Consider the following 16,714-nt stretch of genomic DNA (forward strand, 5'->3'; position numbering starts at 1 on the left):
TTATTTTTTTGCGATGGGACTTATTATCTGAACATTTTGAAAAACAATTGCTCCTTTTACAACTCCTGTTATGGTATTTCGAAGTGCATCTATTATTTGAATTTTTAATTCGCTTTTAGGAAAAATCAAACTGACTTCTCTTGCAGGCTTAGGTTCTTTAAAATGACGAAGTTTTAGCTTGTCTTTTTCTTTTAAATCTAAGGTATGCAAATAAGGAAGCAGCGTTGTTCCCAGACCTTCATCAGCTAGTTTTATCAAGGTTTCAAAACTGCCACTTTGTATTTGAAAATGGTTGATTTCATTTTTACCAGTACTCTTGCATAAGTTTAAAATTCCTTCTCTAAAACAATGTCCGTCTTGTAATAATAAAATTTCATCCAAGTTTAAATCTGAAACTTCTATTTCTTCTTTTTGAAAATTATGGTGGTTTTCAGGGATGTACGCAACAAAAGGTTCGAAATACAAGACTATTTCTTTAATTTTTTCTTCCATCAAAGGAGTTGCGGCAATTGCAGCGTCCAGGTGTCCATTATTGAGTTTAATAATAATTTCTTCGGTATTTAACTCTTCGATAATAAGTTTTACTTTTGGATATTTTTTTATAAAATTATTTAGAAACATTGGCAATAAAGTAGGCATGATTGTTGGAATGATGCCTAATCTAAATTCACCGCCTATAAAACCTTTTTGTTGTTCAACAATATCTTGTATTCTATCAGCTTCATTGACTATATTTTTTGCCTGGTTTACAATTTTATACCCGATATCAGTGAGCTGGATTGGTTTTTTGGTACGGTCAAATATTTGAATACTTAATTCTTCTTCTATTTTTTGAATTTGCATACTCAGTGTAGGTTGAGTAACAAAACATTTTTCTGCAGCAAGAGTGAAATTCTTGTGTTCAGCTACTGCAAGTACGTATTTTAATTGAGTAATTGTCATGGTTATAATTATATCTGATACAAATTTAATAAAACAATAACTTTTTATTATAGTGTTTTTCGTTAATCTTACACTAAATTTGTCATATAACGGAAATAAATATAAAACAACATTAAAATGAAAACAAATATTTTAGGTTTACCGGTAAAAGAGTCAGAATTAATAGCAACTGAACTAAATGTTTTGTTAGCTAATTTTCAAGTATATTATCAAAATTTAAGAGGAATTCATTGGAATATTAGAGGAAAGCGTTTTTTTGATTTGCATGTAAAATTTGAGCAATTATACACGGATTCTCAAATAAAAATTGATTTAATTGCTGAAAGAGTTCTCACTGTTGGTGGAACGCCGCTCCATACGTTTGAAGACTATATAAAAAACAATCAATTAGTAGTTGGTAAAAATATTTCAAATGATGAAAAAGCAGTACATTTAATTGTTACATCACTATCTCATTTATTAAAGATTGAAAGAGTAATTCTTGACAAATCGGCACAAATCAATGATGAAGGTACAAATGCGATGATGAGTGATTTCATTTCAGAACAAGAAAAGACAATCTGGATGATGCAGGCCTGGCTTGAAGAAAGTTTGTAACACTTAAAATTCAAAAAAAAACCAGATAAAAATGATGCATTTTTATCTGGTTTTTTTTTGAATTTTATTTTTTTTAAAATAAATAAAAACTGTTACTTTTATTATAAACTAAATTCTATTTTTGCGACAATGAAAATGATATCTAAAATATTTTTAATTCTATTTTTAGCTTTCCTTGTCACCCCAACTATTGTTGCGGTGATTGAGAAAAGTTCAGATATCTCTGTTTTCTATAGTTTTTCTGAAGAGGAACACGTTCACAAAGAAATTAAAGTATTATTTAGTTCTGAATCTTCTTTGGAAATAATTATTGCAACAAAATTATCTTCTAGTGCTATTCTTTCTGAAAATTTATCAAAGCATGATAATATTACCTCTTCTATATTTATACTACCACCCAACCAAGTTTAAGACAGTGTTGGTTTTAGTGTTTCTTAAATCAATTTTCACATACTTTCAACGTGAAAACAGCTCTTTGTATTCAATCTTTAGTTTGGTATTATGACAAGAAAAATTAATCTTTTTGCTACCCTTAAATCTGATTTTGCATCAGGATTAGTGGTTTTTTTAGTAGCTTTGCCCTTGTGTTTGGGTATTGCAATGGCTTCGGGTGCTCCATTATTTTCAGGAATTATTTCAGGAATTGTTGGAGGAATTGTCGTTGGGTATTTAAGTACATCACACATCAGTGTTTCAGGCCCTGCAGCAGGTCTTACCGCAATTGTTCTTACCGCAATAACGGATTTAGGTGCATTTGATGTTTTTTTGACGGCTGTTTTTATAGCAGGTCTAATACAATTAGTTCTAGGATTTCTTAAAGCAGGAAGTATATCTAATTATTTTCCAACAAATGTCATCGAAGGAATGCTGGCCGGTATTGGAATTATAATTATTTTAAAACAATTGCCTCATGCCTTTGGATACGATAGCGATTTTGAAGGCGATTTAGCTTTTATGCAAAAGGACGGAGGTAATACATTTTCAACCTTATTAAATATTTTTGATTATATTCAGGTTGGATCTATAATTATCACTTTAATCTCTGTAGCGGTATTGATTTCCTGGAATAAAGTCCCTTTTTTGAAGGATTTAAAATTAGTTCCTGGTGCATTGGTTGCTGTAGTTTTAGGTGTTGTTTTGAATGAGATTTTCATCAGAACAGGAAGTCCGTGGGCTATTACTAACGAGCATTTAGTTTCTTTACCGGTTCCTACCAGTCTGGAGGAATTTAAGACGATTATAGTTACTCCCAATTTTTCTGGGATTTCGAATCCAAAAGTTTGGATAGTAGCCTTTACTATTGCAATAGTCGCTTCGATAGAAACGTTATTGAGTATTGAAGCAGCAGACCGAATGGATATTCAAAGACGTTATACGCACACTAATATGGAATTGAAAGCACAAGGTGTTGGAAATGTGATAAGCTCACTTCTAGGAGGTCTTCCCTTGACCTCGGTAATTGTGCGTACCTCAGCAAATTCTAATTCAGGTGCTAAATCAAAGATGTCTACTATAATTCATGGGGTACTATTATTAGTGAGTATACTTGTAATTCCTGTTATCCTGAATAAAATTCCATTGGCTACATTAGCCGCAATTTTAATTTTGGTTGGTTACAAGTTAGCTAAACCAGCCACTTTCAAACATTTTTTGGAAAAAGGGAAATATCAATTTGTTCCTTTTATTGCGACTCTATTAGCAGTTGTTTTTACGGATTTATTAAAAGGGGTGGCATTAGGAATTGTCATCAGTGTTATTTTTGTTTTAAAAGGAAACCTGAAAAGAGCTTACAGTTTTAGAAAAGAAGAATATGAAGATGGTGATGTTATCCACATTGATTTGGCGCAAGAAGTTTCTTTTTTGAACAAAGCAGCCATCAAATATACTTTAAACGAGATTCCTGAAAATTCTAAAGTAATAATTGATGCCAAAGACACCGTGTATATAGCGCATGACATTTTAGATTTGATATATGAATTCAAAACAACAAGAGCTATAGATCATAATATAAAAGTCAAACTCAAAGGATTTAAAAAAGCCTATGATTTAGAAAATACTCAAGAAACCAAAAACCATGTAACTATTGAGCATTATTATGATGCAGCAAAAAGGGTAATGGTTAAACGAGAGGTGCCTGACGAAGAATTCACTAAAAATAAAAATTAATTTCGCACTAATAAATTTAAAAATGAGTCCTTTACAAAGCATTAATTTGTCACTAAGTAAGGATATAAACAAAATAAGTACACAACGATTATGAGTGATTTTTATAAAAAAATACTGGAAAATAATGAAAAATGGGTAGAAACATCTTTGGCTTCTGATCCTAATTATTTTGAAGACCTGGCCAAAGGGCAAACACCACCCTTATTATGGATAGGCTGTTCTGACAGCAGGGTTCCTGCAAATGAAATTATAGGAGCTAAACCAGGCGAAGTTTTTGTTCATAGAAATATTGCTAATATGGTGGTTCATTCAGATATGAATATGTTGAGTGTACTGGATTACGCAGTAAATGTATTGAAAGTAAAACATGTACTGGTATGCGGACATTATGGTTGCGGCGGTGTCAAAGCAGCTATGGGTAATGATTCTATTGGTATCATTGACAACTGGATTCGTCACATAAAAGATGTCTATCGTTTGCACAGTGCCTACTTAGATTCTATTTTAGATGAAACAGAGCGATTCAACACTTTTGTAGAATTGAATGTTAAAGAACAAGTTTATGATTTGGCTAAAACTTCAATTGTTCAGGCAGCATGGCGAAATGGTCAGGACTTAACCTTACACGGATGGGCTTATGGTCTTAATTCCGGTTTTGTAACGGATTTAGAGGTGAATATCAGTTCCGAAAAAGATTTGGATGAAGTCTATCAGTTGAAATTTTAATCCCCAAAATTTGTAATAAATAAAAGCCGCTTTTAGCGGCTTTTATTATTCGTCATCAAGATTTTCGTTAAAAGCGGAGGGTAGTAGTTGAGGTATAAATTTAATTAAAATAGGCAGCAATAAGCTACCGCCAGGAAGAAGGAATATAGTCAACGACGGAATGGTTTTGCAAATTTCCAGTAATTGTTTCTTGACTTTTTTCTTCTCTTTCTCGTCTAAATCCCTGCGAGTAGAGTAGGCTAATAGTACCATTAACTCCTTACTTTGTGCGATTTCCTTAGACAATCTGTTCTTATTACGACTAATCAGTGTGACCACACTTTGAGTCGTTTGGGCATAAAAATGTTTTACTGGATTTGAATAATTAAAATAAGGAATTTCCTTTTTATGTTTCGTAATAAAGGCATTCGTATTGCGGATACTTTCATCCGAAAAACCATCCGGGATCGAAACCGTTTTAGCCAGTGAATGCAAAAAATAAGCTTCATTATCTTCAATTTCTCCATCACTCCATAAAGCCATTCCTGCAAGATCTATCAAATAGTATTTTTCTAAGTCATTTGAAAAATAATCTAGTTCAAGTGTCTCTAAGCTTTGTACTGATACCTTAGAGAATTTACTGTAGCGAATAGAAGCTTCAAAAAGCTTGATTAATAAATCATCGTATTGAGATTTTTTTGTTTTAATTTTTAAAGCAAGTGTGACCACATTTACAATAGTTTCCTCGATCTTTTTTAAATACTTTTCCGGAATTTCACCATGAATTAAGTATTGGCGAAAGGCCAAGACATCAATAAACAGTAAGGCATTAGTTACTAGGTGAGAAAAATTTTTACTGATGATGCTATCATTTGTTTGAACACGCTCATCAATTATTTTTTCTAAAGTTAAAGCAGGAGAATTCTTTGGCAGTATTTTTTTAAATAGGTTAAAGCCTTGAGGATTCATTTGATTGTAAAAAGTAACGGCTTGTTTAATGAAATTATCAGGGCTGATATTTTCATTTGTTAAACAAAAAACTGCATGCAAAGTATTTAAAAGTGCGACTTTTGAAATCTCTTCTTTGAACCAACCCTTAGTTTCAATAGGTGCTACAGTTTCAAATGCAATGATATGGCCATATATAAAACCTGTTTCTCTAACTTTTTGATAAAATATATCGGTAGTTTTTGAAACCGTTTCTTTTGAAAACTTTTGTTCAATAAAAAATTTATCTATCCAACCTGATGCTGAAGGGTTAATCATTGCTTTAATTTGAAGGTACAAAGCTATACTTTTTTTCGTAATTTTAACTTCTGTTTTTTAGTTTAACACAGATATTACTTTTAATTAGTATTGGTTTTTTTAATTTTGAACAGTACGGATTTCTAACGAATAATTATTAAAAAATGAAGTCTCAGAGGCCCCTTTTTTTTAAATAAAAAACCCGGAATCCTACTTTTTAATTCAGGGTTTTTATTGTTTTTTAAGAATTAAATAAGTTTTCGGCGGCATCCCAATCAACTACATTCCAAAAAGAGTTTATATAATCAGCTCTTCGGTTTTGATTTTTAAGATAATACGCATGTTCCCAGACATCTAAAGCTAAAACGGGTTTTCCTTTAAGTCCCTTCCCTCGTAATCGCATCAAAGGATTGTCTTGGTTTGCCGTAGAACCTATTACTAATTTTCCGTCTTGCACCACTAACCAGGCCCAACCGGAACCAAATCTTTTCATAGATGCATCACTAAATTGTTTCTTGAATTCATCAAAAGAACCAAAAGTTGTGGTTATGGCTGCTGCCAATTTGCCTTTTGGAATACCACCACCATTAGGTTTCATTAAACTCCAAAACAAGCTGTGATTGTAATGTCCGCCTCCGTTATTCCGAATGGCTTCTGGGAATTTAGACATTTTTTCAAAGATACTTTCTAAAGATTTTGAATAATCAATTAAGTTTTTATCCAAAGTATCAATGGCTTTATTCAAATTTGTCACATAAGCTTGATGGTGTTTGCTGTAGTGAATTTCCATTGTAGCTTTATCAATATGAGGCTCTAATTCATTATAGCTATAACCTAATTTAGGAAGACTGTAGGTTCCAGTAGTATCTGTGAAAGCTGCTTCATAGGGTTGATTGTCAATTTGCAGTACTGGCTGGGCAGCAAATGCAGCATTGAATAATCCAGAGCCAATAATTGTACCTGTAGACAATAGGGCCGTTTTTTTTAAAAAATTTCTTCGTGTATTATTATTTTCCATAATTTATTTGTTAGTCTTAAATAGGGATTAAATATTTGTATAAAAATAATCATTAATAGACCGACTTGGGTTAATAAAGACTTAAAATTTGATTTGTTTTACCTACAATGATATTTTGAATATCTATTTTTTTTACGGAAATTATATAAATTTCATTTTGAATTGGCATATCCTGAAATTAACAAGTATTTAAAAATGAAGTAATTAGTTGCTTTTTTAACAAGTTGAATTTAAACTAAAAAAACCATTCGTTTTGCGAATGGTTTTTTTAGTTTAAAATTAATTCTTAGTTGTGGCTAAAGCCAGAACTACAACATTGTTGATGCATAAAGCTATTGGACTCCTCATGCCATGGGAAATTAGCATTGTATGCGTTGTTTTCCCAATAAAAATTTTCTCTTTTTTTAGGTTCGTTACCTATTTCATTCATTGTTTCGGATTCGTACATTCGGCCATTTGCGATGGTATACAATAACGTATTGGAGTTTTGGATATTTTCTAATGGGTTTTTATCCAAAACTAAAATGTCAGCCAATTTTCCGGTTTCTAATGAACCAATGTCTTTTCCGGCTCCGATATAATTGGCTGCATTAATGGTGGCTGTTTTCAAACTTTCTAAATTGCTCATTCCACCTTGCTGTATACTCCATAATTCCCAGTGTGCTCCCATTCCTTGCAACTGTCCGTGTGCTCCCATATTGACTTTTACGCCATTGTCAGCAAGCGTTTTTACGGTTTTAGATGTCAAAATATGATCGTTTTCATACTCTTCATCAGGAGCCATCATGCGGTATCTCGAGCGGGAATCAATTACGGCCCTTGGGGTGAATTGGAGTAGTTTTTTGTTTTCCCAAACATTTGTTTTTTGATACCAATAATATTCGGCATTCAATCCGCCATAATTTACGATTAGGGTAGGAGTATATCCTACTTTACTTGTACCCCAAAGTTCGAGTACATCTTTATAAACGGGTGCTACTGGTATATTGTGTTCCACTCCGGTATGACCGTCAATCACCATGGTCATGTTAGTAAAGAAGGTCGAGCCGCCTTCTGGTACCACATTAATTTCTTCTTCTCTGGCCGCTTGCAATACCTGTTGACGTTGGTCACGTCTTGGTTGATTATAGCTTTTTACAGAAAGTGCTCCAAAAACTTTGGTCCGTTTTACTGCAAAACGAGCGTCATCAATAGTATTGACAATTGCTTTAAAGTCTCCTTCAGCACCGTACAAAATAAATCCGGTTGAATATATTCGGGGTCCTACAATGGCACCACTTTTTACCATTTCCGAAAGGGTAAAAATAGATTCCGTGTTAGAAGACGGATCATGCGATGTCGTTACTCCAAAGGCTAAATTTGCATAGAAAGGCCAATTTTGTTGGGTGGTTAATCCATAACGAAAAGCACCTACATGGGCATGAGCATCTACCATTCCGGGCATAATAGTTTTACCAGTCAGGTCATAAACCATAGCCGTTTCAGGAATACGAATGTCACTTGCATTACCAATGGCTTCAATCCGATTTTCATTGATTATAATACTACCGTTTTCAATCACTTTGTCGCCGTCCATAGTGATGATACGAGCATTCGTCAGGGCAATTCTGCCTTTTGGTTTATCAACTTTTGATTTTAAATCTATTTTAATACCTATATCAGATGGTTTTTCAACTTTTTCAGGTGAATCCGGTAAAAAAGTAAATCTGTTTTTTACGGCATTCGAAAAATAAGTATTGCCTAACATCCACATCACGTTTTTGCTATTGGGTGACCAATGTAAATTAATTCCAGCCTCTTTTGACAATTCTGACACAGGTACATTCGTAGTTTTTTCGTCCAAATCTACTTCTTGGCCGTTGATGTTTAATGGAGCCACATAAGCTTTGTGTAAATGGGTGAAAGCGATCCACTGATTGTCTGGACTTGGCACCAATCGGTTAGCATATTTGGATTTAATATGGGTGCGTTCTTCTTTTCCGTTAAGGTCAACACTTTTGAGTTCTTTGGTTAAATCCCCAAAAAAGACTCCCCCAGTTTGGAAGAAAATACGATTTCCTTCTTTAGTAAACACAGGATATTCTCCTTTTGAGGTAATAAATTTTGATTTGCCACCTGTAACATTCATGGTGTAAATCCCTGGTTTTTTTGAAAAAGCAAAACCTTGATCCATATTCCCGCCTTCCTTGACGTAGACAATTGTTTTTTGGTCAGGAGAGAGACTTGGTGTTCTGTAAATTCCTTTTTCAGAGGTTAATTTGACAGATTTTTTACTTTCTAAATTAATCTTTCTGATAGTGCCTAAATTTGTGTCGTTCCAACTAACATAGATTATCTCTTTACCATTAGCGGTAAAAGTAGGTTCTGCTTCAAAATCAGTATCTGTAGTCAATCGTTTTGGACTTCCATTAGGCAAGCTTTTAGTCCATAAATATCCTAAAGCTCTAAAGACTACTGTTTTTCCATCGGGAGCGGTTACAGCATCACGGATCATTTTTACTGTAAAGTCATTGTCAGTTATTGGCGTATCAGAATGTACCCGATCTGCAATGTCAATAGCGACATCGGCTGTGAAAGGAATCTGTGTTACCTGATTTGTTTTTGTATTTATTTTTTGAATTTTACCTCCGGTCCAAATTATAATGTCTTCATTGTTTGGCATCCAATTGAAATTAGGATACACACCAAACAAAGCCCAAGCGGCTTGTTGATCTTTGTTAAGTTTATCATAAACGGGACCTTCTTCACCTGTTTCTAAATTATGAACATACAAAACCGTTGCGGTACGCACTCGTTTTACATACGCTAACAGTTTACCATCTCTTGAAATTTGTGGTCGAGCGGCGCCTCCCGGACCACCCGTAATTTTTTCTGTTTCTCCCGTTTCAAAATCATAGCGATTGATAGCATAGATTTCACTGTTAGGATCTTTATTGTATTTGAAATAACCACCGGGAGAAACGTCTTCACTGTAATACATGTATTTGCCATCAGGAGAAATTACAGGTTCGTTAACATCTTGCTGGTCGTTTTTTCGTTTGGTCAATTGTACGCCACTACCACCGCTAATGTGGTATTGCCACATTTCACCAGCGCCAAGAGAACGGCTTGATGTAAAGTGTTTTCTTGCTACCAGATAATTGCCGTTGGGCATCCAAGTCGCATTGTTCAGTAGTTGAAAATTTTCCTTAGTGATTTGTTTCACTTCACTTCCATCGGCTTTCATGAACCAAATATTATCGCCACCACCAGCATCGCTAGTGAACGAAATGTGTTTTCCGTCAGGGCTGAATCTGGGTTGTACTTCAAAAGGAATACCGGAACGAAGTATTTTTGCTGTTCCGCCTGTTATAGGCATTTGGTAAATATCTCCCAAGAGATCAAAAACGATAGTTTTCCCGTCTGGACTCACATCGAGGTTCATCCAAGTTCCTTCGGATGTGGTAAATTTATGGGCCTTGTAATTGAATTCTTTTCCAGGTTTTGCGACATCCCATTTCGGCTTTTCCTGTCCATAAATGGTGGAAATAAAAGAAAATGCGAGTAGAAATAAGCTTGTTTTTTTATTCATTAAAAAGAAATTAAATAGTGATAGAGGATAAATATAGGTAATAAAATGAAGTAGTTTGTATTTCTATTTATATCTTATTGCTATAAAAGCAAAAAACCACCCGCAGTTGCGAGTGGTTTTTGTATCAATTAAAGCAGTATTTTTTTTTGTAATTAAAAACAATATTCATTTTCAGCTACTAATTTAACCGTTATTGTTTCTCTTAATCCTACAACATTTGGCATATTTGTATATTTAGTAAAACGACGTAGTCCCATCAACATCATACGTTGTTCATCGCCTTCAGCAAAGGAAATAACACTTTCTTTTCCTTTTTGAGTAACAATATCTACGGCTTTATACAAGTATAATTTGGCCATTGCAATTTGCTCTTGTACTTTAGTTTCTCCTTCTTTTTTGGCTAACTTTTCCGTTCTAAGGATTGTGCTTTCAGCCATATAGATTTCGATTAAAATATCTGAAGCGGCCATCAATAACTGTTGGTGTGCATCTAAATCCGGACCGTATTTTTGAACAGCTCCACCGGCTACCATTAAGAATGCTTTTTTTAATTTGCCAATCATTTCTTTTTCTTCTGCAAACAATTCAGAATAATCAGGGGTTTCAAAAGATGGAATTCCCATTAATTCTTCTTGTACTTTTGAAGCAGGACCTAATAAATCTATATGACCTTTCATCGCTTTTTTAATCAACATCCCTACTGAAAGCATTCTGTTGATTTCGTTAGTTCCTTCGTAAATACGGGCAATTCTGGCATCTCTCCAAGCACTTTCCATCGGAGTGTCCTCAGAGAATCCCATTCCGCCAAAAATTTGAATTCCTTCATCAGCACAATTTTGTACATCTTCAGAAACGGCTACTTTAAGGATTGAACATTCAATAGCATATTCTTCAACGCCTTTCAATTCTGCTTCCTGATGTGAAACTCCTTCGGCTTCACGAGCTATAATTCTGTCTTCAATATCTTTTGCAGCGCGGTAGGAAGCGCTTTCTCCAGCGTAACAACTTGTAGCCATTTCTGCTAGTTTTGCACGGATAGCACCAAACTGAGAAATTGCAGTATTGAACTGGATTCTTTCATTAGCATATTTCACTGAACCTGAAATAACTCTGCGCTGTGCATCCAAACAAGCAGCTGCTAATTTGATGCGACCTACATTCAAAGCGTTCATGGCAATTTTGAAACCGTTTCCTCTTTCGGACAACATGTTTTCTACAGGAACTTTTGTTTCATTAAAGAAAACCTGACGCGTAGAGGAAGCACGTATTCCTAATTTATGCTCTTCTTCGCCCATTGATATTCCGTTATCAGCTGTGTTTTCTAGGATAAAACCAGTGATATTTTTATCATCACCAATACGGGCAAAAACGATAAACAATGAACAAAATCCAGCGTTTGAAATCCACATTTTTTGTCCTGTGATTTTGTAATGTGTACCATCTTCTGATAAAACAGCTTTTGTTTTTCCAGAATTAGCATCAGATCCTGCGCCTGGCTCTGTTAAACAATAGGCTCCAAACCATTCGCCAGAAGCTAATTTTGGAACGTATTTTTGTTTTTGTTCTTCTGTTCCGTACAAAGTTATTGGCATAGTCCCAATTCCGGTATGTGCTCCAAAAGCAGTTGAGAATGAACCTGTTGCTCCCGAAATATAATCACAAACCAACATTGTTGATACAAATCCCATTCCTAATCCACCATAAGCTTCAGGTACAGCAACTCCTAAAAGTCCTAAGTCCCCAGCTTTTTTCATGGTTTCTTGTGTATACGCATAATCCTTTTTCTCAAAACGATCTTTGTGTGCCCACAATTCTTTATCTACAAATTCTTTTACAGAGTCACGCATCATTAATTGCTCTTCTGAAAAATCTTCTGGTGTAAAGATATCTTCGCACTTTGTTTGTTTAACTAAAAACTGACCGCCACGGGTTACGTTTTTTTCAATTGTATCTGCCATTTCTTGTTATTTTAAATGATGAATTTTATTTATAAATTGAATTGTCAATATTGTCATTCCAAACAAGGAGGAATCTCAGTAGCTAATTCTGCATTAATAGTAAAGATTCCTTCTTTGTCGGAATGACAAACGGATGGAAATCTTTGACTACAAAAGTTCGTAAACCCCAGCAGTTCCTTGTCCAGTTCCCACACACATACTCACAATTCCGTATTTGTTGCCTCTTTTTTTCATTTCGTCGAAGAGTTGAACAGACAGTTTTGCTCCGGTACAGCCCAGTGGATGTCCCATTGCAATTGCTCCACCGTTGACGTTTACGATATCAGGATTCAATCCTAATTCACGAATTACGGCTAACGATTGTGATGCAAAAGCTTCGTTTAATTCAATTAAATCAACATCATTTAATGTTAATCCTGCTTGTTTCAATGCTTTTGGAATCGCTTTTACCGGGCCAATTCCCATTAATCTTGGTTCTACTCCTGCCGAAGCGAAGTTCACCAAACGAGCAATAGGAGTAAGGTTCAGTTCCTTAACCATTTCTTCGCTCATGATTAGAACAAAAGCGGCTCCGTCACTCATTTGAGAAGAATTCCCGGCAGTTACACTTCCGCCTTCTTCAAAAACAGGACGTAAACCAGCCAAAGCTTCTACTGAAGTTCCAGCTCTCGGGCCTTCATCTTTATTTACGATATAGGATTTGGTTTCTTTTTTACCATTTTCATTGATAAATGTTTGTTCTACCGTAATAGGAACAATTTGTTTGTCAAATTTGCCTTCGGCTTGTGCTTTAAGAGCTTTCAGGTGTGAGTTGTAAGCAAACTCATCTTGGTCTGCACGAGACACATTGAATTGTTTGGCAACAGCTTCTGCAGTTAGCCCCATTCCCCAATAGTAATCTTCGTTCCCCGCTTTTGCAACAGCATAATCCGGAGTTGGTTTGTACCCTCCCATTGGAATAAAACTCATGCTCTCGGCACCACCGGCAATAATACAATTTGCCATTCCCGATTGAATTTTGGCTGTAGCCATACCAATTGTTTCTAATCCTGACGCGCAATAACGGTTTACGGTTACACCTGGTACATCTTCGATTTTCAATCCCATTAAGGAAATTAATCGTCCCACGTTTAGTCCTTGTTCTGCTTCTGGCATGGCATTTCCTACCATCACGTCATCGATACGTTTTTTGTCAAAATCAGGCAACTCATTCATCATAAACTGAATGGTTTCTGCTGCCAATTCATCAGGACGTTTAAATCTAAACACGCCTTTTGGGGCTTTCCCCACGGCTGTTCTGTATGCTTTTACTATATAGGCTGTTTTCATTTTTTTTTTTTAAGAGTTGAGAATATAGAGAATAAATAATAGACTTTAAATTTTGTTTTTAATCTATATTCTATTCTCCTTGTTCTATTTTCTAATTGCGTAACGGTTTCCCTTTGGTTAACATAAACTGGATTCTTTCTAATGTTTTTCTTTCTGTACAAAGAGATAAGAATGCTTCACGTTCCAGATCCAATAAATATTGTTCGGTTACTAAAGTTGGTTCTGATAAATCTCCACCAGCCATAACATAAGCTAGTTTGTTAGCGATTTTCTTGTCGTGTTCCGAGATGTATTTTCCGGCTTCCATTTGGTCTGTTCCTACTAAGAACATTCCCAAAGCTTGTTTTCCAAGAACTTTTACGTCGCTTCTGCGAATTGGTTGTGTGTAACCTGCTTCTGCCATTAATAAAGCGTGTTTCTTTGCTTCAGCAATCTGACGGTCTTTATTCACAACGATGATATCTTTTCCGTGTTGTAAAAGTCCGGTATCAAAAGCTTCGTAACCTGAAGTAGATACTTTTGCCATAGCGATCGTCAAGAAATATTCTTGCAATACGTTCAACTCCACATCATTTTTATGGAATAAATCTGCAGCACGCAATGCCATCTCTTTAGATCCGCCACCGCCAGGAATAACTCCAACGCCAAATTCTACTAATCCCATATACGTTTCGGCTGCAGCAACAACTTTATCAGCGTGTAAGCTCATTTCGCAACCACCGCCAAAAGTCATTCCGTGTGGCGCAACCACAACTGGAATTCCGGAGTAGCGCACGCGCATCATTGTGTCTTGGAACATTTTGATGGCCATATTCAGCTCGTCGTATTCTTGCTCGACGGCCATCATGAAAATCATTCCTATGTTAGCACCCACAGAGAAATTCGCTGCCTGATTTCCAATAACCAATCCTTGATATTCTTTTTCAGATAAGTCAATCGCTTTGTTGATCGCCTGTAAAACATCGCCACCAATCGTATTCATTTTAGACTGGAATTCTAAGTTCAAAATTCCATCTCCTAAATCTTGAATAATGGCGCCGCTATTGCTCCACACTTTTTTGCTTTCGCGTATGTTGTTCAGGATAATAAAGGCATCCTGACCAGGAACCTTAGTTGCAGATTTTGTTGGAATATCATAAAAATAAGTAGCACCTTCTTTTATTGAATAGAAACTTTTAGTTCCATTAGCAAGCATATCAGTTACCCAAGCAGCTGGTTCAAGGCCTTCCGCTTTCATCATTTCGATTCCTTTGGCAACACCAATGGCGTCCCAAATTTCGAAAGGACCATTTTCCCATCCAAAACCGGCTTTCATGGCATCGTCAATCTTGTATAATTCATCTGAAATTTCAGGAATTCTATTGGAAACGTAAGCAAACATTCCCGCAAAACTTTTACGGTAAAATTCGCCTGCTTTATCTTTTCCTTTTACCAAAACTTTAAAACGGTCAATAGGTTTATCAATCGTTTTTGTCAGTTCTAAAGTGGCGAAAGACGCTCTTTTAGCCGGACGATATTCTAAAGTATCTAAATCCAATGATAAAATATCCTTGTCTACTTTTTTATAAAAACCTTGACCAGTTTTGCTTCCCAACCATTTGTTCTCCATCATTTTGTTGACAAAATCCGGCAATTTAAACAAATCGTGTTGCTCGTCATTCGGACAATTTTCGTAGATTCCGTTGGCAACGTGCACCAAAGTATCCAATCCAACTACGTCAACAGTTCTGAAAGTAGCTGATTTTGGTCTTCCAATAACTGGACCGGTCAATTTATCCACTTCTTCAATCGTCAATCCCATTTCTTTAACTAAATGAAACAAACTTTGAATCCCATAAATCCCGATTCGGTTTCCAATAAACGCTGGAGTATCTTTGGCCACGACCGAAGTTTTACCCAAGAATTTGGATCCATAATCCGTAAGAAAATCCAAAACTTCCGATGCTGTGTGCGGGCCAGGAATAATTTCGAATAATTTCAAATAACGCGCAGGGTTAAAAAAGTGTGTCCCGCAGAAATGCTTTTGGAAATCGTCGCTTCGTCCTTCACTCATAAAGTGAATTGGAATTCCAGATGTGTTTGAAGTTACTAGAGTTCCCGGTTTTCTGAATTTTTCAATTTGTTCAAAAACCATTTTCTTGATGTCTAACCGTTCTACAACAACTTCAATAATCCAATCCACAGTAGCGATTTTCGCCATGTCATCTGTGGTATTTCCAGTAGTAATTCTGCTAGCAAATTTTGGATTGTAAATAGGAGAGGGTTTCGATTTCAGTGAATTGGCCAAATGCTCATTTACCAATCGGTTTCTAACGATTTTGCTTTCTAAAGTCAGTCCTTTTTTAGCTTCCGCTTCGGTAAGTTCTCTTGGAACAATATCTAATAACAGAACTTCAACTCCAATGTTAGCAAAATGACAAGCAATTCCTGAACCCATAATTCCGGATCCAATCACTGCAACTTTTTTAATTGTGCGTTTCATATAAATAATATTTGATTTTCATTAGAAAATGACAGCGCTATTTTTATTGAAGGATTTCAATTTTGGCGGTGTCATTCGCTGTTTTTTCAGTTTGTTCCGCCAGTTCGCTGGCGCTCGTGTGCGTAAATATATTTTTCTCTTGAATTAATTCATTGATGGCTTCTGCAACTTCAATAAAGTGCTGCAGTTTCTCTTCCGAAATAGTTTGTTTCACCGTTTCATTGAATTTCAACACCGTATTTTTTGACAATTCTCTTTTTTCTTTACCAAAATCCGTGAGGTAAATCAATACTCCACGGCCATCCACTGGATTTTTCTTGCGAATAATCAAGCCTTTTTCCTCCATAGATTTAAGGGTTCTGGTTAAGCTGGTAGCTTCCATTCCCATTTTTGGTCCTAATGAGGTCGATGGCGTCCCACCTTCCTTATCAATACTCAATAAAGCGAACCCAGTAGCCATGCTCGCATCGTATTTCGAAGCTTCTTCATTATACATTCTGGCCACTGCTTGCCAGGTGGCACGTAAAATATAATCTATCGTTTTATCTTTCATAAGTAACTATATCGTTTTCAAATATAATAAAAAATACTATGCACGCATAATATATTAAAACATTTTTTTGTTAAAAAGCATTAAATATAAAAAATCTCCACTGAAATAGAGGAGATTATACTCTTTTTTTAAGAGTAATTAATTTTTT

12 protein-coding genes are annotated in these 16,714 nt (G+C 35.4%); 4 read left to right on the plus strand and 8 right to left on the minus strand.

What is annotated here, in order from left to right; all coding sequences use genetic code 11:
* Positions 1–942, minus strand: coding sequence for a LysR substrate-binding domain-containing protein (locus tag EKM03_RS04670; RefSeq protein WP_126460650.1), 942 nt, complete (start codon positions 940–942; stop codon positions 1–3).
* 117 nt (positions 943–1,059) lie between these two features.
* On the opposite strand from EKM03_RS04670, the gene EKM03_RS04675 reads away from it, so the two are divergent.
* The 4 genes from EKM03_RS04675 (at position 1,060) to can (ending at position 4,431) form a co-directional block, all read left to right on the plus strand.
* A complete protein-coding gene (locus tag EKM03_RS04675; RefSeq protein ID WP_126460653.1) occupies positions 1,060–1,539 on the plus strand; it encodes a Dps family protein in 480 nt (159 codons plus the stop codon).
* 135 nt (positions 1,540–1,674) lie between these two features.
* Positions 1,675–1,950: a hypothetical protein gene (locus tag EKM03_RS04680; protein ID WP_231507420.1), complete on the plus strand. Its 276-nt coding sequence runs from the start codon at positions 1,675–1,677 to the stop codon at positions 1,948–1,950.
* Positions 1,951–2,040: 90 nt separating this feature from the next.
* Positions 2,041–3,705, plus strand: a complete 1,665-nt coding sequence (locus EKM03_RS04685) for a SulP family inorganic anion transporter (protein ID WP_126739947.1) — start codon at positions 2,041–2,043, stop codon at positions 3,703–3,705.
* Between the two features lie 90 nt (positions 3,706–3,795).
* Entirely contained in the window at positions 3,796–4,431 is a 636-nt protein-coding gene (can, locus tag EKM03_RS04690) for a carbonate dehydratase (RefSeq protein ID WP_126561731.1), read from the plus strand.
* A 45-nt stretch (positions 4,432–4,476) separates the two neighbouring features.
* On the opposite strand, the gene EKM03_RS04695 is transcribed toward can, so the two are convergent.
* The 7 genes from EKM03_RS04695 to EKM03_RS04725 all read right to left on the minus strand — a co-directional run bounded on the left by EKM03_RS04695 (position 4,477) and on the right by EKM03_RS04725 (position 16,566).
* A complete protein-coding gene (locus EKM03_RS04695; protein ID WP_126460662.1) occupies positions 4,477–5,676 on the minus strand; it encodes an LETM1-related biofilm-associated protein in 1,200 nt (399 codons plus the stop codon).
* A 220-nt stretch (positions 5,677–5,896) separates the two neighbouring features.
* On the minus strand, positions 5,897–6,556 hold the full coding sequence (locus EKM03_RS04700) for a superoxide dismutase (RefSeq protein ID WP_233584067.1): 660 nt from the start codon (positions 6,554–6,556) through the stop codon (positions 5,897–5,899).
* A 403-nt stretch (positions 6,557–6,959) separates the two neighbouring features.
* Positions 6,960–10,244, minus strand: a complete 3,285-nt coding sequence (locus EKM03_RS04705) for an amidohydrolase family protein (protein WP_126739949.1) — start codon at positions 10,242–10,244, stop codon at positions 6,960–6,962.
* Positions 10,245–10,396: 152 nt separating this feature from the next.
* Entirely contained in the window at positions 10,397–12,202 is a 1,806-nt protein-coding gene (locus tag EKM03_RS04710; protein WP_126739950.1) for an acyl-CoA dehydrogenase family protein, read from the minus strand.
* Between the two features lie 147 nt (positions 12,203–12,349).
* A complete protein-coding gene (locus tag EKM03_RS04715; protein ID WP_126739951.1) occupies positions 12,350–13,531 on the minus strand; it encodes an acetyl-CoA C-acyltransferase in 1,182 nt (393 codons plus the stop codon).
* A gap of 91 nt (positions 13,532–13,622) precedes the next feature.
* Positions 13,623–16,013 (minus strand): 3-hydroxyacyl-CoA dehydrogenase/enoyl-CoA hydratase family protein, encoded by a 2,391-nt coding sequence (locus EKM03_RS04720; protein ID WP_126455655.1) that lies wholly within the window; start codon positions 16,011–16,013, stop codon positions 13,623–13,625.
* 43 nt (positions 16,014–16,056) lie between these two features.
* Complete coding sequence (locus tag EKM03_RS04725) at positions 16,057–16,566, minus strand: MarR family winged helix-turn-helix transcriptional regulator (protein ID WP_231507419.1); 510 nt, start codon at positions 16,564–16,566, stop codon at positions 16,057–16,059.
* Positions 16,567–16,714: the final 148 nt, after the last annotated feature.

It is taken from the genome of Flavobacterium sp. GSP6 (assembly GCF_003984855.1).
Taxonomy (GTDB): domain Bacteria; phylum Bacteroidota; class Bacteroidia; order Flavobacteriales; family Flavobacteriaceae; genus Flavobacterium.

Coding starts and splice junctions, on each gene's coding strand:
- EKM03_RS04670 (WP_126460650.1), bottom strand. CDS start 942: ATGACAATTACTCAATTAAAATACGTACTTGCAGTAGCTGAACACAAG.
- EKM03_RS04675 (WP_126460653.1), top strand. CDS start 1,060: ATGAAAACAAATATTTTAGGTTTACCGGTAAAAGAGTCAGAATTAATA.
- EKM03_RS04680 (WP_231507420.1), top strand. CDS start 1,675: ATGATATCTAAAATATTTTTAATTCTATTTTTAGCTTTCCTTGTCACC.
- EKM03_RS04685 (WP_126739947.1), top strand. CDS start 2,041: ATGACAAGAAAAATTAATCTTTTTGCTACCCTTAAATCTGATTTTGCA.
- can (WP_126561731.1), top strand. CDS start 3,796: ATGAGTGATTTTTATAAAAAAATACTGGAAAATAATGAAAAATGGGTA.
- EKM03_RS04695 (WP_126460662.1), bottom strand. CDS start 5,676: ATGATTAACCCTTCAGCATCAGGTTGGATAGATAAATTTTTTATTGAA.
- EKM03_RS04705 (WP_126739949.1), bottom strand. CDS start 10,244: ATGAATAAAAAAACAAGCTTATTTCTACTCGCATTTTCTTTTATTTCC.
- EKM03_RS04710 (WP_126739950.1), bottom strand. CDS start 12,202: ATGGCAGATACAATTGAAAAAAACGTAACCCGTGGCGGTCAGTTTTTA.
- EKM03_RS04715 (WP_126739951.1), bottom strand. CDS start 13,531: ATGAAAACAGCCTATATAGTAAAAGCATACAGAACAGCCGTGGGGAAA.
- EKM03_RS04720 (WP_126455655.1), bottom strand. CDS start 16,013: ATGAAACGCACAATTAAAAAAGTTGCAGTGATTGGATCCGGAATTATG.
- EKM03_RS04725 (WP_231507419.1), bottom strand. CDS start 16,566: ATGAAAGATAAAACGATAGATTATATTTTACGTGCCACCTGGCAAGCA.